Source organism: Pseudomonas sp. DR 5-09, assembly GCF_001655595.1.
Lineage (GTDB): Bacteria > Pseudomonadota > Gammaproteobacteria > Pseudomonadales > Pseudomonadaceae > Aquipseudomonas > Aquipseudomonas pharyngis.
Genome location: NZ_CP011566.1, coordinates 375,909 through 400,906, shown reverse-complemented (window position 1 = coordinate 400,906; position 24,998 = coordinate 375,909). Strand labels below are relative to the sequence as shown.

At 61.4% G+C, this 24,998-nt stretch carries 19 protein-coding genes; 9 read left to right on the top strand and 10 right to left on the bottom strand.

From position 1 onward, the window contains the following. Positions 1–120: 120 nt before the first annotated feature. The 3 genes from PDR5_RS01775 to PDR5_RS01765 all read right to left on the bottom strand — a co-directional run bounded on the left by PDR5_RS01775 (position 121) and on the right by PDR5_RS01765 (position 7,631). Positions 121–1,485 (bottom strand): DUF3999 domain-containing protein, encoded by a 1,365-nt coding sequence (locus PDR5_RS01775; protein ID WP_064592847.1) that lies wholly within the window; start codon positions 1,483–1,485, stop codon positions 121–123. Then, positions 1,482–5,078, bottom strand: coding sequence for a DUF2339 domain-containing protein (locus tag PDR5_RS01770; protein ID WP_064592845.1), 3,597 nt, complete (start codon positions 5,076–5,078; stop codon positions 1,482–1,484). Before PDR5_RS01770 ends, PDR5_RS01775 begins: the two co-directional genes overlap by 4 nt. Before the next feature lie 102 nt (positions 5,079–5,180). Further along, a complete protein-coding gene (locus tag PDR5_RS01765; RefSeq protein WP_039764697.1) occupies positions 5,181–7,631 on the bottom strand; it encodes a glycogen/starch/alpha-glucan phosphorylase in 2,451 nt (816 codons plus the stop codon). Between the two features lie 258 nt (positions 7,632–7,889). Here PDR5_RS01765 and PDR5_RS01760 point away from each other — a divergent pair, with 258 nt between their 5' ends. Further along, on the top strand, positions 7,890–8,327 hold the full coding sequence (locus PDR5_RS01760; RefSeq protein ID WP_007952500.1) for a YkgJ family cysteine cluster protein: 438 nt from the start codon (positions 7,890–7,892) through the stop codon (positions 8,325–8,327). A 94-nt stretch (positions 8,328–8,421) separates the two neighbouring features. On the opposite strand, the gene PDR5_RS01755 is transcribed toward PDR5_RS01760, so the two are convergent. The 3 genes from PDR5_RS01755 to thiI all read right to left on the bottom strand — a co-directional run bounded on the left by PDR5_RS01755 (position 8,422) and on the right by thiI (position 13,339). Beyond that, on the bottom strand, positions 8,422–9,573 hold the full coding sequence (locus tag PDR5_RS01755; RefSeq protein WP_064592843.1) for an integrase core domain-containing protein: 1,152 nt from the start codon (positions 9,571–9,573) through the stop codon (positions 8,422–8,424). 351 nt (positions 9,574–9,924) lie between these two features. Continuing rightward, positions 9,925–11,745 (bottom strand): translational GTPase TypA, encoded by a 1,821-nt coding sequence (gene typA, locus PDR5_RS01750; RefSeq protein WP_007952502.1) that lies wholly within the window; start codon positions 11,743–11,745, stop codon positions 9,925–9,927. Positions 11,746–11,884: 139 nt separating this feature from the next. After that, positions 11,885–13,339 (bottom strand): tRNA uracil 4-sulfurtransferase ThiI, encoded by a 1,455-nt coding sequence (thiI, locus tag PDR5_RS01745; RefSeq protein WP_011332034.1) that lies wholly within the window; start codon positions 13,337–13,339, stop codon positions 11,885–11,887. Between the two features lie 327 nt (positions 13,340–13,666). Here thiI and glnA point away from each other — a divergent pair, with 327 nt between their 5' ends. The 5 genes from glnA to ntrC all read left to right on the top strand — a co-directional run bounded on the left by glnA (position 13,667) and on the right by ntrC (position 19,238). After that, a complete protein-coding gene (gene glnA / locus PDR5_RS01740) occupies positions 13,667–15,073 on the top strand; it encodes a glutamate--ammonia ligase (protein ID WP_011332032.1) in 1,407 nt (468 codons plus the stop codon). A gap of 286 nt (positions 15,074–15,359) precedes the next feature. Further along, the gene (locus PDR5_RS01735; protein ID WP_064592841.1) at positions 15,360–15,869 is read left to right on the top strand and encodes a DUF4124 domain-containing protein; all 510 of its coding nucleotides are present in this window, start codon (positions 15,360–15,362) and stop codon (positions 15,867–15,869) included. Then, positions 15,866–16,489, top strand: coding sequence for a DUF4124 domain-containing protein (locus tag PDR5_RS01730; protein WP_064592839.1), 624 nt, complete (start codon positions 15,866–15,868; stop codon positions 16,487–16,489). Before PDR5_RS01735 ends, PDR5_RS01730 begins: the two co-directional genes overlap by 4 nt. 230 nt (positions 16,490–16,719) lie before the next feature. Next, a complete protein-coding gene (glnL, locus tag PDR5_RS01725) occupies positions 16,720–17,805 on the top strand; it encodes a nitrogen regulation protein NR(II) (RefSeq protein WP_007952516.1) in 1,086 nt (361 codons plus the stop codon). Beyond that, positions 17,802–19,238: a nitrogen regulation protein NR(I) gene (ntrC, locus tag PDR5_RS01720; protein ID WP_007952518.1), complete on the top strand. Its 1,437-nt coding sequence runs from the start codon at positions 17,802–17,804 to the stop codon at positions 19,236–19,238. Before glnL ends, ntrC begins: the two co-directional genes overlap by 4 nt. A gap of 410 nt (positions 19,239–19,648) precedes the next feature. Here ntrC and PDR5_RS01715 read toward each other — a convergent pair whose 3' ends face one another. Then, positions 19,649–20,089, bottom strand: coding sequence for a hypothetical protein (locus tag PDR5_RS01715; RefSeq protein ID WP_064592837.1), 441 nt, complete (start codon positions 20,087–20,089; stop codon positions 19,649–19,651). On the opposite strand from PDR5_RS01715, the gene PDR5_RS01710 reads away from it, so the two are divergent. Then, positions 20,088–20,543 carry a tRNA (cytidine(34)-2'-O)-methyltransferase gene (locus PDR5_RS01710; RefSeq protein ID WP_007952520.1) on the top strand — a complete coding sequence of 152 codons (456 nt, stop codon included), beginning with the start codon at positions 20,088–20,090 and terminating at the stop codon, positions 20,541–20,543. The two genes, PDR5_RS01715 and PDR5_RS01710, sit on opposite strands and share 2 nt — an antisense overlap. Positions 20,544–20,674: 131 nt before the next feature. Here the strand turns inward: PDR5_RS01710 and secB are convergent, their stop codons facing one another. Genes secB through PDR5_RS01695 form a run of 3 tightly spaced genes read right to left on the bottom strand, consistent with a single transcriptional unit; the run spans position 20,675 to position 21,883 of the window. After that, positions 20,675–21,160 (bottom strand): protein-export chaperone SecB, encoded by a 486-nt coding sequence (gene secB, locus PDR5_RS01705; protein WP_007909233.1) that lies wholly within the window; start codon positions 21,158–21,160, stop codon positions 20,675–20,677. A gap of 53 nt (positions 21,161–21,213) precedes the next feature. Beyond that, entirely contained in the window at positions 21,214–21,468 is a 255-nt protein-coding gene (gene grxC, locus PDR5_RS01700; protein ID WP_007952522.1) for a glutaredoxin 3, read from the bottom strand. 1 nt (position 21,469) lies between these two features. Continuing rightward, entirely contained in the window at positions 21,470–21,883 is a 414-nt protein-coding gene (locus PDR5_RS01695) for a rhodanese-like domain-containing protein (RefSeq protein WP_064592835.1), read from the bottom strand. Positions 21,884–22,035: 152 nt separating this feature from the next. Between PDR5_RS01695 and gpmI the strand changes: the two genes are divergently transcribed. Both gpmI and PDR5_RS01685 read left to right on the top strand, forming a co-directional pair. Then, a complete protein-coding gene (gene gpmI / locus PDR5_RS01690; RefSeq protein ID WP_064592833.1) occupies positions 22,036–23,562 on the top strand; it encodes a 2,3-bisphosphoglycerate-independent phosphoglycerate mutase in 1,527 nt (508 codons plus the stop codon). Positions 23,563–23,698: 136 nt separating this feature from the next. Continuing rightward, the gene (locus PDR5_RS01685) at positions 23,699–24,985 is read left to right on the top strand and encodes a murein hydrolase activator EnvC family protein (RefSeq protein ID WP_039764683.1); all 1,287 of its coding nucleotides are present in this window, start codon (positions 23,699–23,701) and stop codon (positions 24,983–24,985) included. The last annotated feature ends 13 nt before the right edge of the window (positions 24,986–24,998 follow it).

Here is a 24,998-nt window from a genome sequence, read left to right as displayed (position 1 = left end):
CGCCGGTAACGTGCGTCGGGGGCAATTCCTGCTATCAGACGTGATCGAACCGAGAGAGTTCAGGCACCGGATTCAGCGTAGATGCAAACCCGACGGGTGTGGAGGTCACACCCGTTATATTCACGACTTGGCCGACGGCTTGCGCAGCAGACTGAAGGCCATCGCTGCCAGAAACAGCACACTGAGCAGCAACACCGCCCACAGGCCGAATTTCTTCCAGTTGATATCGGTGGTCGCAGCCGTGGTGGCCGTCGAGGTCTGAGTCGCCAGCGCTTCCCCCTGCACCGTGGCCTTGCCCAGCGTGGCCAGTTTCTCCGGTTTGAAATCCGGGATCAGCGTGGTCAGCGGCAGGTTCGCCGTTTTCACGGTCGGATTGCCCAGTGCCAGGCTGTAAGGCCCGTCGCCGCGCGCGAGGAAGATCACCTGCGTGGCGCGCACCGCGTATTTCACGCTCGGCGCCTGTTCGCCGAGACCGCCGCCGCGTTCGTCGACCATGAGTTTCAACTGCTGCACGGTCTGGCCGTAGAGCTGCAATTCGTTCTGCACCACGTCCTGGCCGTTCTGGGTCAGACGATAGAGCAAGCCGCTGCTCAGCGGTTGCCACGGCAGGCTGCTTTCGCGACGCCCCGACAACGTCACCGGCGCGAGGCTGTTTGCCTGTTTCAGTTCGACCTGCACCCGCTCGATGTTCAGCCCCATCGGCAACTGCCAGGTGTATTCCCCGGCCTTGCCGCTGCTGCCGGCCAGTGCCGGCGACCAGACCAATGGCAGCGGCAGGTTGCGCGGGTCGCTGCTTTTCAGTTGCGCCGACGTCAGGACCGGCGCCGAGGCCGGCGAATCCCACAGCAGACGCAGATAGCGCGCCGATTGCCCGGGCAGCGCCACTTCATGCTGCTCGACCCGTTCGTCGGCAAAGGTCAGGCGCGCCACCTGACCTTCGCCCCAGGCCTGCCAGTGCTGCAAGTCGTCGCTGGCCTCGATGCTGAAACGCTGGAAGCCGTCGCGCTCGCTGGTCCAGTCGAGAATCAACTGCTGCAACGGCGCCTTGATCGCGCTGGCGTCGAGCAGCCAACCGCGCAGCACTTCTTCACCGGCTTCGAGCTGGCTGGACGGCTGCACTTCCACCAGCGTACCGGTGGTGGTGGATTGCACGCGCACACTCGGCGCGCGCTCGGTGGCATCCGCCGAGTTGTACAGCGGGAACCACTTCACCTCATGCAATTGGCCGTCGTCGCGGGTCTGCGCTGATTCCCGGGCCAGCGCATAGGCCTGCGGTTCTCCGGCGGCGTTGAACACTCGCAGATCGCTGAGATCAGTCTGGCGCGCCTGCAACTGCACGCTCAGCGGCAGTTCGAGGCGATACCACGGGCCGGAACCGCTGACCGACAACGGCACCTGCGCGGCGAAGTCCGCCGGTTTTTCCTGGGCGCCGGCCGCCATGGCCACGCCCAGCAACAGCCACCCGAGATTAAGCTTGCGACTCAAGACGACACTCCTTCGGTTTCCGGGGCCGGTTGGTCCGCCGCCGGTGCAGCTTCAACGCGTTTGGGCGGCAGCGGCGCAAAGTAGCCCACCACCAGCAGCAACACGCCGACGCCGATGAACGAGACGATCCGGGCCAGTCCGCCACGGTTGCTCAATTCGACAAAAATCAGTTTGGCCACCACCAGCGCAATCAGCGCCGCGCCGATCAGCCACACTTCGCGGCGATGGCGCAGGTGCCCGCCGATCATCAGCCCGAGCGCCATCAGCGTCCAGACGATGGACAAGCCGGCCTGCACCAGCATCGAGTCGAGCAACAGATCCAGCTCGAACGGAATGCCCGCCCAATGGTGCGCGGCGCGGGTCACCAGCGCGGTGCAGAACGCGAACAGGGAAACGCCGGCAATCAGTTGCGTCGCGTATGCCGCGTAATCCTGGCGGATCGACAGCTCGGCAACGGCGCTGCGCGACCAGACGTAGACACCGAACAGCGCAAACAGCAGACCCAATTCCAGCGGGTTGAGCAGCGGCACATAAGGCAGCGGCTCGGCATTGCCATCGCTGATGCCATTGGCCAGCCAGAACCAGACCAGCATCAGCACCGCCAGCGGCGCCGCCGCGTACAGGCGATATTCACGAGGGAACGCTGCCACCGGCCATGGCCACTGACGCGGTGCGGCCATCAGCAATAGATACACGCTCGGCAGAATCGCCCAGCCCAGCCAGCGCCAGGCGTTGTATTGCTCGGACAACAGCAGCAGGCCGTAGCGCAACTCCAGCGCCAGCACGCCGATCAGCAGCCAGCAACCGAGCACATGGGCCGTGCTCAGGGCCCGCGCCGACAGCATCGGTGCCAGACGTCGCAGGCAGATGAAATGCACAACGAACACCGCCGCCCACGCCAGCCAGCCGAAATCCGCCGCCGGGTGATAACGCGAATGCCACGCGGCCAGCAACACCAGCCCGGCCGCCGGAATCAGCAAGGTGCAGAGCAACCCGAGCGACGGCCATTTCAGGCGCGAGGCCAGCAGTGCCCACAACGCGGCGCTCAGCGCAGCGACCAGCAGCAACAGTGGCCCCTGCAGATTCAGCGGCGCAAACCGCAGCACTTCGCTGACCCACGCCAGCGCCCACCAACCGGCGCCCCACACCAGCAACACCTCGGACAGTCGCTGCAGGCTCAGAACATCGAACGCCGAAGCGTGATTGCCCAATTGCAGGCGCCACGCCCCGATCATCGCCGCCAGACCCAGCACCAGCGGCGTCCAGAATCCGCCATGGGCCAGCGGTCGCAGCCCCTCGCTGGACAACGGCCCGAGCAACTCGGGGCCGGCGAGCAGAAACGCCGCGCCGCCGATCAGTTGCAACAGCAGACCGAACACAAAACTCACGCGCTGCTTGAGGTACAGACTGAGCCAGATGATCAGCAAGCCACTGGCCGCCCACACTGCGCTCGCGGTCTGCCACGGCAGCACAAACAACACCGCCAGATTGATCAGCACCAGACCCGCCAGCAGCACCACCGACAACCCGCGCAGCAGGCGAACATCGCTGCGCACCATCTCGTCGCGCGCCGCCAGCAGCATGCCGGCGATCAGCGCCAGACCGATCAACGAGGCGCTGAGCAAACCGCTCCAGCCAGCGCTGAACACGGCCGCCGAATCCTCGCCCGCCCCTTGCAGGCGCAACAGGAACAACGCTCCGCCGAGCAGTTGCACGGCAAACGCGGTGAACAGGAACGTGCGCGATTGCAGGCGCAAGCCGACGAACAAGGTCGCCAGCCCGGCCAATGCCCAACTGATCGCCGTGCCCTGGATGAAGAAGAACAGCGGCGCCAGCAAATACAGGAAGGTCAGCCCCAGGCACGCCAGCACCGGCAAGCCCTGACGCTCCCACAGCGAGGTTTGCTCCGGCGACGCCTTGCGCAATTGATAGAAGCTGAACAACAAGGCCGCGCCGAGCATCAATGCGCCCAGCGGCGCAGCGTCGAGCAGGCTGCTTTCGCCAACGCGCAACTGACTGAGAAACGCCAGCGCCGAACCCAGTTGCAGCAGCAATGCGAAGGCCCGGGCCAACGGTCGTTGCTGACGCAAACCCAGCCAGAAAATCCCCGCGCCCTCCACCGCCCAGGCCGCGGACGTCCAGCGTGCATCCAGCCCCAGCGGGATAGCCAGGCTGGCGAAAATCACCCCGAGCGCCAGGCAAGTCTCGCCCAGCAACATCGCCCGACCGCCCATCAGCACTTTGGCCAGGGCCATGTAGATCATGCCCAGCGCCAGCGCACTGAACGCGGCAGCGAATTCCAGATGCTGGACCAGCGCGAATTGCAGGCCGAAACCCACCAGCGGCGGACCGAACAGCATCGTCCCGTCGACGTAGTCGCCCTTGCGCGCCGACCAGTGCAGCAGCGCCTCGCGATCGTCGTCCGCCGGGGCGTCCGGCATGTCCAGCAACTTGCGCCGGGCGAACAGCAGACCGATGGCCAGGTACATCAGGAAGAAAAGAATCAGGAACGGCTCGGTGCTCCACAGCAGTTCCGGCGTGTACGAACGCAGGCCCCAGGCGAAACCGATGCCGAAGGTGCCCACGAAGCCGATCAGGTTGAGCAGGCGCCAGGCCTTGAACCAGGCGATGGCCAGAATGCCGGCGTTGAGCAGCGCGAAATAACTGAACAGCGCGACGTGGTTGCCGGCCCCGGTGGAGGTCAGGATCGGCGCGGCGAAACCGCCCAGTGCGGCGACGCAGGCCAGGGCCAGGGAATCCTGGGTGATGGCCAGAATGGCCGAAAACACCGTCACCGCCACCAGCAAGCCCAGCGCGGCAGACGGATCGAGCAGCGGATGCAGACGCATCGCCGCAAACACCGTCAGGTACAGCACCGCGATCCCCGTGCCTTGGAGCATCAAGGCGTAGCTGTTGTTGCGATGGCGCAACCACCAGCCCAGCGCCAGCAAGCCCAACGCTGCTGCCGCAACTCCGGCGTAACGCAATTCGATCGGCACCACCATGCCTTCGGTGGCGTAGCGCAGCAGGAACGCCAGACCGAAGAACAACAGCACCACGCCGACCCGCAGCACAGTGTTGCCCCCGAACAGCCAGTTTCGCGCAGCGCTGATACCGCGCTCGATGAGGTTCGGGCCACGGGGCTCGGCGGGTTGTCGGGGTTCAGGTTCAGGCGTAACGGCGTCCAGACGCCAGACATCGACCGGCAGCGGCTGGCTGGATTCGCTGGCGGCGACGGCAACAGGTTCGAGTTCGGGTGGCAGTTCCCAGACCAGCTCGGGTTCTGCGGCAGAGGGTTGTTCAACTACCGTGACGGGCTCAACGACCGTTGCGCTGGCCGGGGCGACACTCGGCGGCGCTGGCGAATACGCCGGAGCACCCTCCAGCAGAAACAGTCGCTGTTCGACGCCCTGCAACGCGATCTTCGCGTGATCCAGCTGACGCTGTTGCTCGGCAGCCTGTGAACCGAGCCGCGCGATACGCATCGCCTGGCCGATGGCGAGCCCGAGCAAGGCGCCCAACAGCGCATCGCTGAACGACTCGTCGAGCAGCCAGCCGAGCAGCAGCCCGATCAACATGAACATCCATTGCATGGTCGATATCCCTGAGCAGCCCCGTGGCGGGGCGGAACCAAGGCTCAGTATATCGGCCCGGCCCAACAATCGTGGGGCCGGGCGCACATTTGTCGCTAAAAGTTACTCCAGTGCCTTCCAGATATCCGTGGCGTACTCGCGGATCGTCCGGTCGGAGGAGAACCAGCCCATGCGCGAAGTATTCAGCACCGCCGAACGCCACCAGTTATTGGCGTCGTGCCAGAGCGCATCGACGCGCATCTGCGCCTCCCAGTAGGAGTCGAAATCGGCGCAGACGAAGAACCGGTCGTAATCCACCAGCGAATCGATCAGCCCGGTGTAGCGCGACGTGTCGTCCGGCGAGAACACCCCGCTGCGAATCGCCTGCAACACATCATTGAGGCGATGGGACGCGGCAATGTCCGGCACCGCGCTGAACTCGTGGTTCTGCTTGCGCGCTTCGACCTGTTGAGCGCTCAGGCCAAAGATAAACATGTGCTCGGCGCCGATGCTCTCGCACATTTCCACGTTGGCGCCGTCGAGGGTGCCGATGGTCAGCGCGCCGTTCAGGCCGAACTTCATGTTGCTGGTGCCCGAGGCTTCGAAACCGGCGGTGGAGATCTGCTCCGACAGGTCCGCCGCCGGAATGATGCTCTCCGCCAGGCTGACGTTGTAGTTGGGCAGGAACACCACTTTGAGCAGGCCACGCACGGTCGGGTCGTTATTCACCACCCGGGCGATGTCGTTGGTCAGCTTGATGATCAGCTTGGCCTGGTGATAACTGGCCGCGGCTTTGCCGGCGAAGATTTTCACGCGTGGCACCCAGTCGATTTCCGGCTCGGCGCGGATCGCCTGATACAGCGCGACGGTGTGCATCAAATTGAGCAACTGACGTTTGTATTCATGGATCCGTTTGACCTGCACGTCGAACATCGCCGCCGGGTTGACCGCGATCCCCAGCCGTTCATGGATCAGGTAAGCCAGGGCTTTTTTGCTGTGCAGCCGCTGCTCGGCGAAGGCTTTGCGGAAGGCGGGTTTTTCGGCGAACGGCTCAAGATCGAGCAGACGCTCTTCAGGGTTGTCCAGCACGTCGGCGCCAAGGGCATCGACCAACATCGATGTCAGCTCCGGATTGGCCTGGTACAGCCAGCGACGGAAGGTGATGCCGTTGGTTTTGTTGTTGATCCGCTCCGGATACAGCTTGTGCAGTTCGGCAAATACGGTTTTGCGCATCAGCTGCGTGTGCAGCCCGGACACGCCGTTGACGCTGTGCGAGCCGAGGAACGCGAGGTTACCCATGCGCACCCGACGGCCGTTGTCTTCCTCGATCAGCGACACCGCGCGCAGCACGTCGAAATCGTGGATGCCCTTGGCCCGCAACGAATCGATGTGCTGGGCGTTGATCAGGTAAATGATCTGCATGTGCCGCGGCAGCATGCGCTCCATCAAACCCACCGGCCAGGTCTCCAGGGCTTCGGGCAACAGCGTGTGGTTGGTGTACGACAGCGTGTCGACGGTGACTTGCCACGCCGCGTCCCAGGCCACGTCGTAGACGTCGACCAGTTGACGCATCAATTCGGCAACGGCAATCGAAGGGTGGGTGTCGTTGAGCTGGATCGCCGCGTGATCGCCGAGGGTCAGCACCGAGGTGTGCATGTTGCGATGACGGCGCAGCAAGTCCTGAAGCGACGCAGCGACGAAGAAGTATTCCTGACGAAGGCGCAGTTCCTGCCCGGCCTCGGTGCTGTCCGCCGGATAGAGGACGCGGGAGATACTTTCGGCCCGGGCTACTTCGGCGACGGCGCCCAGGTGGTCACCGGCGTTGAAGCGCTCCAGGTGCAGGTCTTCCATCGCCCGCGCCCGCCACAGGCGCAAGGTGTTGACGCTCGCCCCGCGCCAGCCGACCACCGGGGTGTCGTAGGCAATGGCCCGGACGGTTTCCGCCGGGTGCCAGACTTGCCGGGACTTGCCGCTGGCGTCGGTGACGGTCTCGACGCTGCCGCCAAAGCCGATCGGATAGACCACCTCCGGCCGCTCGAACTCCCAGGGGTTGCCGAAATCCAGCCAGTGCTCGGTCTGCTCCTGTTGCCAGCCATCGACGATGGCCTGACGGAATAACCCGTGCTCATAACGAATGCCGTAGCCGTGGCCGGCAATACCGAGGGTCGACATGCTTTCCATGAAGCACGCCGCCAATCGTCCGAGGCCACCGTTGCCCAGCGCCGCGTCCGGCTCCAGGATGCGAATGCGCTCCAGATCGACGCCCAGTTCGGTCAAGGCTTCACGGGCGACGTCCAGCAAACCGAGGTTGCTCAGGCTGTCGTACAGCAAACGGCCGATGAGAAATTCCAGCGAGAGGTAATACACCCGCTTCTGGCCTTTGCGGTAAATCTGCCGGGTGTGGTCCATCCAGTGCTCGACCATGTGATCGCGCGCCGCCAGGGCGATGGCTTCGAACCAGTCATGGTCGAAGGCGTGATCCGGGTCTTTGCCCACCGCATAGGTGAGTTTGGTCAGGACGGCGTCGCGGAATGCGGCCACCTCTGCTTCGCGAACTAGTGGTTCTTGAGTCATCGATAGGACCTCGAGCGAGCGGGGAGTTGTCAGAGCCTAGACGGTCTGACCGACGGTAAGGGCTCTGGTTCGGCAGTTTTTACCGAGAGTGTGAGATCGACCGGCAATACTCTGGCGAATGCCTCAATGAATGCAGGGGCCGTGCCGAATTGTCGGACGATGCGGGTGCATGAAGAAAAAATCTGGCGAAAGGTTGTTCAAAAATCCACCAGTCCCGGTATGATCGCGCGCCCTGACGCACACGCCTGGTAACCACCGATGATGAAGCCCAACCTGATCGCCGCAGCCGAGATCGACCGTCTCGATACCTGGGCCAAATATTCGGCCCCGATGTGCGGCTCGTGCGTTTCCAGCTGCTGCACGCTGCCGGTCGAGGTCAAGATCAAGGATCTGGTGCGCATCGGTGTGGTCGACGAGTTCGAACTGGGCGACCCGCCGAAGAACATCGCCAAGCGCCTGCAAAAGGAAGGTCTGGTCGAGCGCTTCAACCAGAAGTCGGGGATTTTCACCCTGCAGCGCATGAGCAACAACGATTGCTACTACCTGGATCGTAAGAGCCGCCTGTGCACCATTTATGACAAGCGCCCGGACACCTGCCGCAACCACCCGAAGATCGGCCCGCGCCCGGGTTATTGCGCGTACAAGCCGAAGGAAGTGGAGCGGGTGCAGAATTCGCGGTCGATCGAGCGCTTCTAAAAGCCGACCCTCACTCCAACCCTCGAACCTCGCCCCTCACTGTAGAGACCGGTACATCCTTTACACATTAGACCGGGGACATCGTTTACACCTTTTACAGGCTTGATACGCGGTTGGCACCGCGCTCAAGCCTGCCTAAACAGAAGTTGCAAAGGTACAGCTCCCACACGTCATCAGCCACTTCCTTCAGCGCGATGTCCTCGCCGATCAGCGCCTCGCCCAAAAACATTCGTTGCCCCTTCCACTTGAACTCGCCGTTCGAGCGAACCTTGCGTACCTCAACCTCAGGGCCATATTCGACCGCGGGCAAGTAGCCCGGATACGGGCGCAACGAAGGTCTGTAGACGGAAGCCGGCGGTTTCATGCCCAGTGCGGTGTGTGGTCGATCATGGTTGAAGTCCTGAACGAACTCTTCAAAGGCCAGCTGTTGGCGTACGAGATTTTCCGCCGGTGTTCGCAGTACCGCTGCTTTGAGGGTGCGGTGCATCCGTTCGTGTCGACCGTTCTGGTCAGGACGCCCTGGTGTGATTGTCTCGATATGGATGCCATGCCTGATGAACCAGACGGACAGCTTCGACAGCCGCGACAAACCGGTCGATGCGAAAGGCGCCCCGTTATCTGTGCGGATTACGTCCGGCAATCCAAACTCCCGGAAAGCCCATTCGAATCCCTGTCGCGTCGGCTCGCTGTGCGTGCCGGGCAGCGCCCGGCAGAGCAGCAGATAGCGACTCATCTGATCGGTAATGGTCAGCGGATAGCACCAATTGCCGTCCTGCATCCTGAACTGCCCTTTGAAGTCGGCACACCAGGTCTGGTTGGGTTCATCGGCCGGGCGTAAATGCGTCGGAGCACGCGGGCGCAAAGGATAAGGGCGCCGCGCAATGACCAAGCCAGCCTTCTTCAACCACTCACCAGCAGTGCTCGCGGCCGGCCATGGGATCTGTGGATCGGACTTTCGCAGGCGATCAATGATCTGTTTGGGGCCTCGATCGGGATGCTCGTTTTTCCTGGCCAGCAATGTGGCGATGATTTCATCCGGGGTTTGATGAGGGCAGTTCAAAGGCTTGCGGGATTGCTCTTTCAAGCCATCCACACCGAGCGCTGCATACCGATCCAGCCATTTATCGACGGTTGGCCGGCTGACCCCATAACGCCGGCTCAATTGGCTCTTGGTGTAGCTGCCACTGAGCCAGTCACTGACTAATTTCACTCGTTGATCCATCGGGGACTCTTGATTCCAGGGCATGGTCAGCACCTCCTGACCATGATTGATACCTGTAAACCATGTCCCCGGTCTCAAACGTAAAGGATGTACCCGGTCTTTACCCACCCCAGCCCTCTCCCGGAGGGAGAGGGAGCCGACCGAGGTGTCTTGCGTCATCCATCGACCTGAAACAACCAGTCGATTATGGATTCGGCACAGCCCGATCAGGTCGGCGTATCTCTTGAGCATCCCCCGATCGGTTCCCTCTCCCTCCGGGAGAGGGCTAGGGTGAGGGGCTCTTGATCTTCAAGGCCTATTCCACATTTTCCCCAGACAAACAAAAACGCCCCCGGTCTCTCGACCGGGGGCGTTTTTTTCAGCCTTGGCTAAATCTTACGCCTTGGCTTTCTTGGCAGCGCGGGTACGCTCGCTTTCGTCCAGGATCTTCTTGCGAAGACGGATGGACTTAGGAGTGACTTCGCACAGCTCGTCTTCCTGGATGTATTCCAGAGCCTGCTCCAGGGTGAAGCGAACAGGTGGGACCAGAGCGATGGTTTCGTCTTTACCCGAAGCACGCATGTTGTCGAGCTTCTTGCCTTTGGTCGGGTTCACACCCAGGTCGTTGTCGCGGGAGTTCTGACCAACGATCTGACCGTTGTAGATCTCCTGGCCGTGTTCTACGAACAGCTTGCCACGAGCCTGCAGGGTTTCCAGGGAGTAGGTCAGTGCCTTGCCGGTTTCAACCGAAACCAGAACGCCGTTCTGACGGCCGGACATGTGGCCCGACTTCACTGGAGCGTAACGGTCGAAGATCGAGGTCAGGATGCCAGCACCGTTGGTCAGGGTCAGGAACTGGTTACGGAAACCGATCAGACCGCGAGCAGGGATGTTGTATTCCAGACGAACACGGCCCTTGCCATCCGGCACCATGTTGCTCAGGTCGCCTTTACGCAGACCCATCTCTTCCATGACCTTGCCCTGGGATTCTTCAGGGATGTCGATGGTCACGTTTTCGAACGGTTCCTGCTTCACGCCGTCAACTTCACGGATGATCACTTCAGGACGGCCCAGGGCCAGCTCGAAGCCTTCGCGACGCATGGTTTCGATCAGTACCGAGAGGTGCAGCTCACCACGGCCGGAAACCTTGAACTTGTCAGCCGAGTCGCCTTCTTCAACGCGCAGTGCAACGTTGTACAGCAGCTCTTTGTCCAGACGATCCTTGATGTTACGGGAGGTCACGAACTTGCCTTCTTTACCGCAGAATGGCGAGTCGTTTACCTGGAAGGTCATGGAAACGGTTGGCTCGTCAACGGTCAGTGGCTTCATCGCCTCGACGTTGTTGATGTCGCACAGGGTGTCGGAGATGAACAGCTCGTCGAAACCGCTGATGCAGACGATGTCGCCGGCCGCTGCTTCTTCAACGTCAACGCGGTGCAGACCGTGGTGACCCATCAGCTTCAGGATACGACCGTTGCGGCGCTTGCCGTCGGCGCTGATAGCGACAACCGGAGTGTTCGGCTTGACGCGACCACGAGCGATACGGCCAACACCGATAACACCCAGGAAGCTGTTGTAGTCCAGAGCAGAGATCTGCATCTGGAACGGACCGTCACGGTCAACAGCCGGAGGCGGAACGTGGTCGACTACCGCCTGGTACAGCGCGGTCATGTCTTCGCCCATGGCGGTGTGGTCCAGACCGGCGATGCCGTTCAGGGCCGAAGCGTAAACAACCTGGAAGTCCAGTTGTTCTTCGGTGGCGCCCAGGTTGTCGAACAGATCGAAGATCTGGTCCAGAACCCAGTCAGGACGCGCGCCCGGACGGTCAACCTTGTTGATGACCACGATTGGACGCAGGCCGGCTTCGAAAGCCTTCTTGGTCACGAAACGGGTTTGCGGCATAGGGCCGTCCTGGGCGTCGACCAGCAGCAGCACGGAGTCAACCATGGACATTACACGTTCAACTTCGCCGCCGAAGTCGGCGTGGCCCGGGGTGTCCACGATGTTGATGTGGTAGCCGTTCCAGTTGATGGCGGTGTTTTTCGCCAGAATGGTAATGCCGCGCTCTTTTTCCTGGTCGTTGGAGTCCATCACGCGCTCGTCGTTGAGCTCGTTGCGCTCCAGGGTGCCGGATTGACGCAGGAGTTTGTCTACCAGGGTGGTCTTACCATGGTCAACGTGGGCAATGATGGCGATGTTGCGTAGATTTTCGATCACTTGTGTATCTCGATCAGAGGATTCGGTTTGCTGACAAGTCTTGGCAGCGATTGACAGTAGTGTCCGGCATGGCCGTTACAGCTTGACGGCGGTGTCGGGGGGCCGGTGACGCAGGCCACAGGCAAACAGCCCCGGGCACTTAGCTCGGTCGATAAACGCGCACATTGGCATGCCCCTCACTGAGCAAATGGTGGGCATGCAGGCGACTCATCACGCCTTTGTCGCAATACAGCAGGTACTGGCGAGTAGGGTCCAGTTCCTTGAAACGAGCGTTCACTGCGTAGAACGGCATCGTCTGTACCTCTATGCCGGCGAGTTCCAGCGGGTCATCCTCGGCGGCATCCGGGTGACGGATGTCGATGACGATCTGACCGGCCAGCGCTTCGCTGACTTCTTCGATCTGCAAATCCTGGCCCAATTCGTCGATCACCCGATCGATCGGCACCAGTCTGGCGTTTGCGAGCGCACGCTCAAGCACCGCCATGTCGAATTCCTGCTCTTCGTGCTCGACCCGGCCACGCTTGGCGGCGGTCTTCGGGTTGACCGAGATGACGCCGCAGTATTCCGGCATGTGCCGGGCGAAATCACCGGTACCGATCTGGTCGGCCGTGTCGATGATGTCCTGCTTGTGGGCGACGATCAGCGGCCGCAGGACCAGTTTGTCGGTGACGCAATCGATGACCGACAGGTTCGGCAACGTCTGGCTCGATACCTGGGAAATCGCTTCGCCGGTGACCAGCGCATCGATGTGCAGGCGTTCGGCAATGCTCGACGCTGCGCGCAACATCATACGCTTCAATACGACGCCCATATGACTGTCGTCGACCTTGCCGAGAATTTCGCCCAAGACTTCTTCGAATGGAACACTGACAAATAGCACGCGTTGCGAGCTGCCGTACTTCTTCCAGATGAAATGCGCGACTTCCATTACGCCCAATTCGTGGGCACGACCGCCCAGATTGAAGAAGCAGAAGTGCGTCATCAGGCCGCGACGAAGGATCTGGTACGCGGCAACCGTCGAGTCAAAGCCACCGGACATCAGTACCAGCGTCTGCTCCAGCGCACCGAGCGGGTAGCCGCCGATGCCATTGTGCTGGCTGTGAATCACGAACAACCGTTTGTCGCGAACCTCGATGCGGACTTCGATTTCCGGCTGTTTCAGGTCGATTCCGGCAGCGCCGCACTCACGGCGCAGCTTGCTGCCGACGTATTTTTCGACGTCCATCGAGCTGAACGCATGCTTGCCCGCACGCTTGCAGCGCACCGAGAAAATCTTCCCGGCCAGCGCATCGCCGTAGTGCTGCTTGCACTTTTCGGTGATGTCGTCGAAGTCGCCCAGCGGGTACTCGTCGATCTGCAGAAAGTGCGCGATGCCCGGCATGCAGGTCAGGCGCTCGCCCATCTCTTTCAGGGCCTTGGGGTCGGTGACGCGGGTTTCCAGCTCGAGGTTGTCCCACACACCGTTCACCACCACGGCCGGGTCCAGGTCGCGGAGCACGGTGCGGATGTTCTTGGCCAACTGGCGGATGAATTTCGTCCGGACAGGTCGGCTTTTGATGGTGATCTCGGGGAAGACTTTTACGATTAGTTTCATGAAAACAGCGCGCGCTGGGCCAGCCGAAAAAGGGGGGCGCGGATTATAGCGGAAATTGCTCAAGGTTTAACCAGTTAATGTGCAGAAGGTTTTGCACGCACCAAAACGGATCATTTTTCGATTTGAGCGCTACATTAAAGGGCGAGATTTTCGCCTTTAAGGCACTTTCGACCTTTAGAAGCGTGAATTTGGGGCAAAAAACCCATGCTGGGGCACTGGCATGTAATTTGCTCCCTTGTGAGGCAGGTTGCCTTGGCAGAGTATTCGCGCCGGCATCACCACTATTAAGGGCATCCACTACCCGCCCTAATTCACCCGGAGGACACTATGTCGAAGTCGGTTCAACTCATCAAAGATCATGACGTCAAGTGGATTGATCTGCGCTTCACGGACACCAAAGGCACTCAGCACCACGTGACCATGCCGGCTCGCGATGCGCTGGAAGACGACTTCTTCGAAGTTGGCAAGATGTTCGACGGTTCCTCCATCGCTGGCTGGAAAGGCATCGAAGCCTCCGACATGATCCTGCTGCCGGACGACGAAACCGCCGTTCTGGACCCGTTCACCGAAGAGCCGACCCTGATCCTGGTCTGCGACATCATCGAACCTTCGACCATGCAAGGTTACGATCGCGACCCGCGCGCCATCGCCCGCCGCGCCGAGGAATACCTGAAGACCACCGGTATCGGTGACACCGTATTCGCCGGTCCAGAGCCTGAGTTCTTCATCTTCGACGAAGTGAAGTTCAAGTCCGACATCTCCGGTTCGATGTTCAAGATCTACTCCGAGCAAGGCTCGTGGATGTCCGACCAGGACGTGGAAGGCGGCAACAAAGGCCACCGTCCAGGCGTGAAAGGCGGCTACTTCCCGGTTCCGCCGTTCGACCACGACCACGAAATCCGTACCTCCATGTGCAACGCACTGGAAGAAATGGGCCTGACCGTTGAAGTTCACCACCACGAAGTGGCAACTGCCGGCCAGAACGAAATCGGCGTCAAGTTCAACACCCTGGTGAAGAAAGCCGACGAAACCCAGACCCTGAAGTACGTTGTGCACAACGTTGCCGACGCCTACGGCCGTACCGCAACCTTCATGCCGAAGCCTCTGTACGGCGACAACGGTTCGGGCATGCACGTTCACATGTCCATCTCCAAAGATGGCAAGAACACCTTCGCGGGTGAAGGTTATGCCGGCCTGTCCGACACCGCCCTGTACTTCATCGGCGGCATCATCAAGCACGGTAAGGCCCTGAACGGCTTCACCAACCCGGCCACCAACTCCTACAAGCGTCTGGTGCCAGGCTTCGAAGCTCCAGTGATGCTGGCCTACTCGGCTCGCAACCGTTCCGCCTCGATCCGTATTCCTTACGTCAACAGCCCTAAAGGCCGTCGTATCGAAGCCCGCTTCCCGGATCCGGCTGCCAACCCGTACCTGGCTTTCGCAGCGCTGCTGATGGCAGGTCTGGACGGTATCCAGAACAAGATCCACCCAGGCGATGCTGCCGACAAGAACCTGTACGACCTGCCGCCTGAAGAGGCGAAAGAGATCCCGCAAGTTTGCGGCAGCCTGAAAGAAGCCCTGGAAGAGCTGGACAAGGGCCGTGCGTTCCTGACCAAGGGCGGCGTGTTCTCCGACGACTTCATCGACGCTTACATCGCGCTGAAATCCGAAGAAGAAATCAAGGTCCGCACCTTCGTACACCCACTGGAATATGAGCTGTACTACAGCTGCTGATCCGGTAGCGCCGCGCTACGCGGCGTGACAAAAGAGAGGCCTCCTTCGGGAGGCCTTTTTTATTGGCCGGAATTTGTTGGCGATGCACCACCCTGTGGGAGCGGGCTTGCTCGCGAAGGCGTCGTATCAGTCAGCATCATCTCCAATGATCCGCCGCTTTCGCGAGCAAGCCTGCTCCCAAAGGGACTTGTGGTGCTTGAATACATTTCTGGATGTGCAGCAAGTTGGGCCAACCGCCGCGACTGGCCTATGCTGCAACCCATCGTTTTCGTTTCCGGTCGATTTCATGGGTCGCACCCTTCTCTGTATTTTGCTGCTGATCGCCCTGCCCGCCGCCGCGCAGATCTACAAGTACACCGATGCCAGCGGCAACACGGTGTACAGCGATCACGCACCGGACGGCGTACAGGCGCAGCCGGTGGAGTTGCCGCCGCTCAACAGCGTTCAGCCCCAGGCACCGAGCCCGCCCTCTTCAGACCCCCCCAGCCCTGCGCCAGCACGCAATGCCTATGAAGTGCTTGAGCTGACCGGCCTGCCCACCGAAGAGGCCCTGCGCGCCAACAACGGTACCTTCACGGTCAGCGTGCTGATCAAGCCGCGCCTGCAACCGCCGCATCAATTGCGCCTGCTGCTGGACGACGCGCCTTATGGCCAACCGAGCAATGTGCCGATCCTGCAACTGGTGAACGTTGACCGGGGCGAGCATCGGCTCGCGGTGCAGGTAATCAATGGCGAGGCGATCATTCAGCAGAGTCCGGCGGTGGTGTTCACCGTGCAGCGGGTGCACAGGCCATGATGCGAGGATTGATTGCCTTGTGCCTGTCGCTGATCGCGTTTGGCGCATCGGCCGAGGTGTTCACTTACGTCGACGCACAGGGCAATCGGGTCTACACCGATCAACCACGGGGCAACGCCAAGCGTGTGCCGCTGGCCACCAGTAATCGCATGGCTTCGAACCCGACCGCCGCTGCACCGGTCACGCCGTCGAAGCAATCAGCAGAGCCGCCGCTGTTCCACTACGACATGCTGCGGGTGCTGATCCCCGAGCCGGACGCGACCATTCGCAGCAGCGCCGGAGAGCTGATCGTCAGCGTCACCAGCGAGCCGGGCCTGCAAAAAGGTCATCGGTATCGCCTGCTGCTGGATGGCCAGGCCGTCGGCGAACCCGGCCTGAGCCCGGTGTTCCCGCTGAGCAACATCGATCGTGGCAGCCACAACCTGTCGGTGGAGATCCTGGATGCTCAGGGTCGAACGGTGGAGAAAACCGCCAACCAGCCGTTCCACATGCAGCGCATTTCCCTGGCACAGAAGCGTCAGGTCAAACCCTGCGTCAGCGCCGACTACGGCGTTCGCCCGGAATGCCCGCTGAAAGACAAACCCGCCGAACCGAAAAATCCTTTCCTGCGTTTCTTCTGACGCCGTTCAGCTTTGCGCACTATATTGGTGCAATACGCTGCACCGTACTCACATTCCAACCCATTTTGGTTCGAAAGTACCCGCCAGAGCGGTTTGACTGCCACGCAAACGAGCGTCAAACGCCCGTTTCAGGGGTTGAACGCTTCTTTTCGGAGCCTTGGTTTGGTTTTTGCATTTTCCTCGCATCAGCGCTGTATCCCTGCGCGCGCCATGCTCCAAAAGAGGTCCTCATGACCATCAGTGACGCACTGCATCGCTTGCTACTCGACAACCTGACCACCGCCACCATCCTGCTCGACAGCGAATTGCGCCTCGAGTACATGAACCCGGCGGCGGAGATGCTGCTGGCCATCAGCGGTCAGCGCAGCCATGGGCAGTTCATCAGCGAGCTGTTCACCGAGTCCACCGAGGCGCTCAACTCGTTGCGTCAGGCGGTGGAGCAGGCGCACCCGTTCACCAAGCGCGAAGCGATGCTCACCGCCCTCACCGGCCAGACCCTGACCGTGGATTACGCGGTAACGCCGATCCTCAGCAACGGCGCGACCCTGCTCCTGCTGGAAGTCCATCCCCGTGACCGTCTGCTACGGATCACCAAGGAAGAGGCGCAGTTGTCGAAGCAGGAAACCAGCAAGATGCTGGTGCGCGGCCTGGCCCACGAGATCAAGAACCCGCTCGGCGGCATTCGTGGCGCTGCGCAACTGCTGGCCCGGGAACTGCCGGAAGACAGCCTGCGCGACTACACCAACGTGATCATCGAAGAGGCCGACCGCCTGCGCAATCTGGTCGACCGCATGCTCGGCTCGAACAAATTGCCGTCGCTGGCCCTGTGCAACGTCCACGAAGTGCTGGAGCGGGTCTGCCAACTGGTCGAGGCCGAAAGCCAGGGTTGCATCACACTGGTGCGCGATTACGACCCGAGCATCCCCGATGTCCTGATCGATCGTGAACAAATGATTCAGGCGGTGCTGAACATCGTGCGCAACGCGATGCAGGCCATCAGCAGCCAGAACGAGCTGCGCCTGGGCCGCATCAGCCTGCGCACCCGCGCCATGCGCCAGTTCACCATCGGCCACGTCCGTCATCGCCTGGTGACCAAGATCGAGATCATCGACAACGGTCCGGGCATTCCGGCGGAACTGCAGGAAACCATCTTCTTTCCCATGGTCAGCGGCCGTCCGGACGGTACCGGGCTCGGCCTGGCCATCACCCAGAACATCATCAGCCAGCACCAGGGCCTGATCGAGTGTGACAGCCATCCAGGCCACACCACGTTCTCGATCTTTCTGCCACTGGAACAAGGAGCCACATCGACATGAGCCGTAGTGAAACCGTGTGGATCGTCGATGACGACCGTTCTATCCGTTGGGTTCTGGAAAAAGCCCTGCAACAGGAAGGCATGACCACCCAGAGCTTCGACAGCGCCGATGGCGTGATGAGCCGCCTCGCGCGCCAGCAGCCGGACGTGATCATCTCCGACATCCGCATGCCGGGTGCCAGCGGCCTGGACCTGCTGGCACGGATCCGCGAGCAGCACCCGCGGCTGCCGGTGATCATCATGACCGCTCATTCCGATCTGGACAGCGCTGTCGCCTCCTATCAGGGTGGCGCGTTCGAATACCTGCCCAAGCCGTTCGACGTTGACGAGGCGGTTTCGCTGGTCAAACGCGCCAATCAGCATGCTCAGGAACAACAGGGCCTGGAAGTCGCCCCGACCCTGACTCGCACCCCGGAAATCATCGGCGAAGCGCCGGCGATGCAGGAAGTGTTTCGCGCCATCGGGCGCTTGAGCCACTCCAACATCACCGTGCTGATCAACGGCGAATCCGGCACCGGCAAAGAACTGGTGGCCCATGCCCTGCACCGCCACAGCCCGCGTGCGGCCTCGCCGTTCATCGCGCTGAACATGGCGGCGATCCCAAAAGACCTGATGGAATCCGAACTGTTCGGCCACGAAAAAGGCGCGTTCACCGGTGCGGCCAACCTGCGTCGCGGCCGTTTCGAACAGGCCGACGGCGGCACGCTGTTCCTCGATGAAATCGGCGACATGCCGGCGGACACCCAGACCCGACTGCTGCGGGTGCTGGCCGATGGCGAGTTTTATCGCGTCGGCGGGCATGTACCGGTCAAAGTCGATGTGCGGATCATCGCGGCGACCCACCAGAATCTGGAAACCCTGGTTCACGCCGGGAAATTCCGTGAGGACTTGTTCCACCGCCTCAACGTGATCCGCATCCACATCCCGCGCCTGTCGGACCGTCGCGAAGACATCCCGACCCTGGCCAAGCACTTCCTCAGCCGCGCCGCGCAAGAACTGGCGGTGGAGCCGAAGCTGCTGAAAAGCGAGACCGAGGAATACCTGAAGAACCTGCCGTGGCCTGGCAACGTGCGCCAGCTGGAAAACACCTGCCGCTGGATCACCGTGATGGCGTCCGGGCGCGAGGTGCATATCAGCGACCTGCCGCCGGAACTGCTGAGCCTGCCGCAGGACTCGGCGCCGGTGACCAACTGGGAACAGGCGCTGCGCCAATGGGCCGATCAGGCCCTGGCACGCGGGCAGTCGAGCCTGCTCGACAGCGCGGTGCCGGCGTTCGAGCGAATCATGATCGAAACGGCTCTGAAGCACACCGCCGGGCGTCGTCGCGACGCTGCCGTGCTGCTGGGCTGGGGCCGGAACACCCTGACCCGCAAGATCAAGGAACTCGGCATGAAGGTCGATGGCGGGGATGACGATGAGGGTGATGAAGGCTGAGATTCAGCGCCAGCCTGCACCGCTGCAAGGCACCGTGACCCTTAATCGGGCACGATCATTGGCCCAGGCTTGCACTGTAAACAGCTGAAAATCCTATCCTGTGAAAAGACGAAGGCCCCGTATTACGGGGCCTTCGTCGTTGTGTCGGGATTTTTTGTTTCAAAACGAGAAAAACTGGCACGCCCCCTGCAATAACTCCATCAGGTGATTCGATTCACCCACCCTTTCGGGGGCCTTGGTACAGGCAGGCCGGGGATTCCCCTCTTTACACCGGACTCATCGAGTCCACCCTTTTGGGGCCCTTGATACAGGCAGGTCAGGGGTTCCTTCTTTACACCGGCTCAGAACGCGATGCGATGAGCCCGCCCGTTTCGGGAACCTTGGTACAGGCAGGCCGGGGATTCCCTCTTTTATTGCTCCCGGAGATGGATCTCCAGCCGCCAGCGGTCATCGACCGCCTGGCCGGCCCAGTCGCCCTGCAGCGGCCGCGCCGCCACCAGCGTCAGCAACAATCCCCCGTCACTCAACCGCGTCCGCCAGTTCACGTCCTTGCCGTTGAACTTGAGCTGGCCTTTCTGCGCCTGGCCTTCGGCCTCGAACAACAGCGCAACGCTGCCATCGACGATCTCGCCATGCAGCTTCGGCTCGTTGTTGAACCAGACCGCCAGCCCGCCATCGATCACCTCGACCTGCTGCAAAACGGTCGGGTCAGGCGTGGTCAAACGGCCGATCATCATCCCGACCATCACACCGACGATCGCCAGTGAGGCCATCACCCGCGGGAATAGTTTCGAACGCGGATCCGCTTGCGGCGTAGAATGCGCGTCATCTTTACCTTCGGAGCCGTGCATGTTTCACGTCATCCTTTTTCAACCGGAAATTCCGCCGAACACCGGCAACGTTATCAGGCTGTGCGCCAACAGCGGCTGCCACCTGCATTTGATCGAACCGCTGGGTTTCGAGATGGACGACAAGCGCTTGCGCCGCGCCGGTCTCGACTACCACGAGTATGCCACCTTGCAGCGCCATGCCGACCTCGCCAGTTGCCTGGAAAGCCTCGGTCATCCACGGCTGTTCGCCTTCACCACCAAGGGTTCGCGGCCGTTTCACGATGCCGCGTTCGTCCCCGGCGATGCATTCATTTTCGGCCCGGAAAGCCGTGGCCTGCCGCCGGAAGTGCTCGACGCCTTGCCCGGCGAACAGCGCCTGCGCCTGCCGATGCGCGAAGGCTGCCGCAGCCTGAACCTGTCCAACACCGTGGCAGTGGCCGTTTACGAAGCGTGGCGGCAGAACGACTTCAAATAACACCGCATAACAAATGTGGGAGCGGGCTTGCTCGCGAAGGGGCCGCATCAGATGACATTTATGCCACCTGACACACCGCTTTCGCGAGCAAGCCCGCTCCCACATTGGACTTGCGTCAACGCTCAGATCATTTACTGAACGGTAGGGGTCTCGCCGGATTCCTGCATGCGCTGCAGCTCTTGCGCGTACAGGGCGTCGAAGTTCACCGGGGCCAGCATCAGGGCCGGGAACGAACCACGGGTCACCAGGCTGTCCAGGGTTTCGCGAGCGTACGGGAACAGGATGTTCGGGCAGAACGCACCCAGGGTGTGGCTCATGGAAGCCGCGTCCAGGTTTTTGATCAGGAAGATACCGGCCTGTTGCACTTCAGCGATGAAGGCCACTTCTTCACCGTTTTTCACGGTGACGGACAGGGTCAGCACGACTTCGTAGAAATCACCTTCCAGGGCTTTCTGGCGGGTGTTCAGATCCAGAGCGACCGCCGGGTCCCACTGCTGGCGGAAGATCGCCGGGCTTTTCGGGGCTTCGAAGGACAGGTCGCGTACGTAGATGCGCTGCAAGGAGAATTGCGGTGCGGTTTCTTCTTCGCTGGCTGCAGTGTTCTGTTGGTCAGTCATCTCAGATCCTTTCTGATCTTGGGTCTTTTAGGGTTCTTTACGTGTGCAGCAGGTCAGGCCTTGAGCAGCGCGTCGAGCTTGCCGGCGCGCTCCAGGGCATACAAATCATCACATCCGCCGACGTGGGTGTCGCCGATCCAGATCTGCGGCACGGACGTGCGTCCGGCCTTCTGGGCCATGGCGGCGCGCACCTGCGGCTTGCCATCGACCTTGATCTCTTCGAAGGCCACGCCTTTGTTCGCGAGCAGGTACTTGGCGCGCGAGCAGTAAGGGCAGTAATCGCTGGAGTAGACGATGACGTCGCTCATGTCACTTCACCAACGGCAGGTTGTCGCCTTTCCAGCTGGAAATCCCGCCGGACAGCTTGGCGGCGGTGAAGCCGGCCTTCATCAGCTCGCGGGCGTGGGTGCCGGCGGTCTGGCCCAGGGCGTCGACCAGAATGATGGTCTTGGACTTGTGTTTTTCCAGCTCGCCGATGCGGGCGGCCAGTTTGTCCTGGGGAATGTTCACCGCGCCAACGATGTGACCGGCGGCGTAGTCCTTGCTCGGACGGATGTCCACCACCACGCCGGCTTCCTTGTTGACCAGTGCGGTCAGCTCGCCCGTGCTCAGGCTTTTACCGCCGCCCTGCACCGTATGCGCCAGCAGCAAAGCCAGCAGTACGACGAAGATACCGACAAGAATGTAGTGGTTAGTGGCAAATTCAATCAGGTGAGCAACCATCGAAGGAGGTTCCAGGGCGTTAAAATGTCGGCCAGTATACACAGCCACTATGGTCGGCCAAACCCCGTCCGGCGGTGACGCCGCCGGAACTTCGCTTTAAACTCCAACTCCCTTTTCCATCGCCCTCTTCTTATTAGCCACGAGTGGATTCCATGACTACCACGCCTAAACCTTTGGTCCTGATGATTCTCGACGGCTTCGGTCACAGCGACAGCCCCGAATCCAACGCCGTCTATGCGGCCAAAAAGCCTGTGCTGGATCGCCTGTGGGCCACCGTGCCGAACGGCTTGATCTCGGGCAGCGGAATGGACGTCGGTCTGCCGGACGGCCAGATGGGCAACTCTGAAGTCGGCCACATGAACCTCGGCGCCGGCCGCGTGGTGTATCAGGACTTCACCCGTGTGACCAAAGCGATCCGCGACGGCGAGTTCTTCGAGAACCCGACTATCTGCGCCGCCGTGGACAAGGCCGTGGCCGCCGGCAAGGCCGTGCACTTCATGGGCCTGCTGTCGGATGGCGGCGTTCACAGCCACCAGGATCACCTGATCGCCATGGCCGAACTGGCCTTCAAGCGCGGCGCCGAAAAGATCTACCTGCACGCCTTCCTCGACGGCCGTGACACGCCGCCGAAAAGCGCCGCCTCGTCGATCGAACTGCTCGACGCGACCTTCCAGGCCCTCGGCAAGGGACGCATCGCCAGCCTGATCGGCCGCTATTACGCCATGGACCGCGACAACCGCTGGGATCGCGTGGCCCAGGCCTACAATCTGATCGTTGACGGCAAGGGCGAATTCAACGCCGCCACCGCCCAGGAAGGGCTGGAAGCCGCTTACGCCCGTGGCGAGAGCGACGAATTCGTCAAAGCCACCAGCATCGGTGAGCCGGTGAAAGTCGAAGACGGCGATGCCGTGGTGTTCATGAACTTCCGCGCCGATCGCGCCCGCGAGCTGAGCCGCGTGTTTGTCGAAGACGGTTTCAAGGAATTCGAGCGCGCACGCCAGCCAAAAGTGCAGTACGTGGGCCTGACCCAGTACGCCGCCAGCATCCCGGCCCCCGCAGCCTTTGCCCCCGGCAGCCTGGAAAACGTGCTCGGCGACTATCTGGCAAAAAACGGCAAGACCCAGCTGCGCATCGCCGAAACCGAGAAGTACGCCCACGTGACCTTCTTCTTCTCCGGCGGTCGCGAAGAACCGTTCCCGGGCGAAGAACGCATCCTGATCCCGTCGCCGAAAGTCGCTACCTACGACTTGCAGCCGGAAATGAGCGCACCGGAAGTCACTGATCGCATCGTCGAGGCCATCGAGAACCAGCGCTACGACGTGATCGTGGTCAACTACGCCAACGGCGACATGGTCGGCCATAGCGGCGTGTTCGAAGCCGCAGTGAAAGCCGTGGAATGCCTGGACACCTGCGTCGGCCGCATCGTCGAAGCCCTGGAAAAAGTCGGCGGCGAAGCGCTGATCACCGCCGACCACGGTAACGTCGAGCAGATGGCCGACGAATCCACCGGGCAAGCGCATACCGCGCACACCACCGAACCGGTGCCGTTCATCTATGTCGGCAAGCGTGACCTGAAAGTCCGCGAAGGCGGCGTGCTGGCGGACGTGGCGCCGACCATGCTGAAACTGCTGGGCCTGGAAAAACCGGCGGAAATGACTGGCACTTCGATTCTGGTCTGATATCAAAAACGCCCTGTAATCAGCCTGAAACGGCTTTTTATGACGAACGCCTCAAAGCAGTTGGCTTTGAGGCGTTTTTTTTGCCGCGTCGGGCGGGCATACTAGGCCGTCCCTTACCCTGGTGCCGCCCGCCTCTATGCTTCGCGTCCTGATCGCCCTCGCTCTGACATGCCTGCTCCAACCGGCCTTCGCGGATGAGCGCGCGCAAACCCAACAGCAACTGGACGCCACGCGCCAGGACATTGCCGAGCTGAAAAAACTGCTGGGCAAGCTCCAGGAGGAAAAATCCGGGGTACAAAAGGAGCTCAAGGGCACCGAAACCGAAATGGGCAAGCTCGAGAAGCAGGTCGAAGCCCTGCAGAAAGAGCTCAAGAAGAGCGAGTCTGAGCTGCAGCGGCTCGATGCGGAGAAAAAAAAACTCCAGAGCGCGCGCACTGAACAGCAGCGACTGATCGCCATCCAGGCCCGCGCCGCCTACCAGAACGGTCGCCAGGAATACCTCAAACTGCTGCTCAACCAGCAGAATCCCGAGAAATTCGCCCGCACCCTCACCTATTACGACTACCTGAGCCAGGCTCGCCTGGAACAGCTGAAGAGCTTCAACGAAACCTTGCGCCAATTGGCCAATGTCGAAAAGGACATCGGCGTGCAGCAGGCGCAGTTGCTGGCGCAGCAAAGCGATCTCGACACTCGGCGCGAAGCGCTCGACAAGGTCCGCAAGGAGCGCCAGCAGGCCCTTGCCAAGCTCAATGACGACGTGAAAGCCCGAGACCAGAAACTGGCCGCCCGCGAGCAGGATCAGGCAGACCTGTCTAAAGTCCTTAAAACCATTGAAGAAACCCTGGCCCGCCAGGCTCGTGAGGCAGAAGAAGCGCGGCAGAAAGCGCTCATCGCCCAGCAGGAAGCCGAAAAAAAGCGCTTGCGTGAGGCCGAGGCGGAAAACTCCGACGCCCCACGCAAGCCGGTCAGATCGACACCCGGCGCCTTGGTATCCAGCGGCGGCGAGACCTTCGGTGGCCCTTTTGCATCAAGTCGGGGAAAACTTCCATGGCCGGTTGATGGTCGACTGCTGGCACGCTTCGGCGAAACCCGTGGCGACGATGCCCGCACCAAGTGGGACGGCGTGATGATCAGCGCCTCCGCCGGCAGCCAGGTGCATGCCGTACACGGCGGGCGCGTGGTGTTTGCCGACTGGCTGCGCGGCGCCGGGCTGCTGGTGATCCTCGATCACGGCAACGGTTTTCTGAGTCTTTACGGTCACAACCAGACGCTACTGAAGTCGGCAGGTGACGTGGTAAAAGCCGGTGAGTCCATCTCCACTGTGGGTAACAGTGGCGGCCAGGACACACCAGCGCTGTATTTCGCAATTCGTCAGCAGGGTCACCCGAGTGATCCGGCGCAATGGTGCCGTGCGCAAGGATAAGCACGCCATCTAA

Bases quoted from the DNA above. Each gene is read 5' to 3' on its own strand.
- PDR5_RS01765 (WP_039764697.1), bottom strand. From the start codon at position 7,631: ATGACTCAAGAACCACTAGTTCGCGAAGCAGAGGTGGCCGCATTCCGC.
- gpmI (WP_064592833.1), top strand. From the start codon at position 22,036: ATGACTACCACGCCTAAACCTTTGGTCCTGATGATTCTCGACGGCTTC.
- thiI (WP_011332034.1), bottom strand. From the start codon at position 13,339: ATGAAACTAATCGTAAAAGTCTTCCCCGAGATCACCATCAAAAGCCGA.
- PDR5_RS01730 (WP_064592839.1), top strand. From the start codon at position 15,866: ATGATGCGAGGATTGATTGCCTTGTGCCTGTCGCTGATCGCGTTTGGC.
- PDR5_RS01770 (WP_064592845.1), bottom strand. From the start codon at position 5,078: ATGCAATGGATGTTCATGTTGATCGGGCTGCTGCTCGGCTGGCTGCTC.
- ntrC (WP_007952518.1), top strand. From the start codon at position 17,802: ATGAGCCGTAGTGAAACCGTGTGGATCGTCGATGACGACCGTTCTATC.
- glnL (WP_007952516.1), top strand. From the start codon at position 16,720: ATGACCATCAGTGACGCACTGCATCGCTTGCTACTCGACAACCTGACC.
- secB (WP_007909233.1), bottom strand. From the start codon at position 21,160: ATGACTGACCAACAGAACACTGCAGCCAGCGAAGAAGAAACCGCACCG.
- PDR5_RS01685 (WP_039764683.1), top strand. From the start codon at position 23,699: ATGCTTCGCGTCCTGATCGCCCTCGCTCTGACATGCCTGCTCCAACCG.
- PDR5_RS01735 (WP_064592841.1), top strand. From the start codon at position 15,360: ATGGGTCGCACCCTTCTCTGTATTTTGCTGCTGATCGCCCTGCCCGCC.
- grxC (WP_007952522.1), bottom strand. From the start codon at position 21,468: ATGAGCGACGTCATCGTCTACTCCAGCGATTACTGCCCTTACTGCTCG.
- PDR5_RS01760 (WP_007952500.1), top strand. From the start codon at position 7,890: ATGATGAAGCCCAACCTGATCGCCGCAGCCGAGATCGACCGTCTCGAT.
- PDR5_RS01755 (WP_064592843.1), bottom strand. From the start codon at position 9,573: ATGCCCTGGAATCAAGAGTCCCCGATGGATCAACGAGTGAAATTAGTC.
- PDR5_RS01710 (WP_007952520.1), top strand. From the start codon at position 20,088: ATGTTTCACGTCATCCTTTTTCAACCGGAAATTCCGCCGAACACCGGC.
- glnA (WP_011332032.1), top strand. From the start codon at position 13,667: ATGTCGAAGTCGGTTCAACTCATCAAAGATCATGACGTCAAGTGGATT.
- PDR5_RS01715 (WP_064592837.1), bottom strand. From the start codon at position 20,089: ATGCACGGCTCCGAAGGTAAAGATGACGCGCATTCTACGCCGCAAGCG.
- PDR5_RS01695 (WP_064592835.1), bottom strand. From the start codon at position 21,883: ATGGTTGCTCACCTGATTGAATTTGCCACTAACCACTACATTCTTGTC.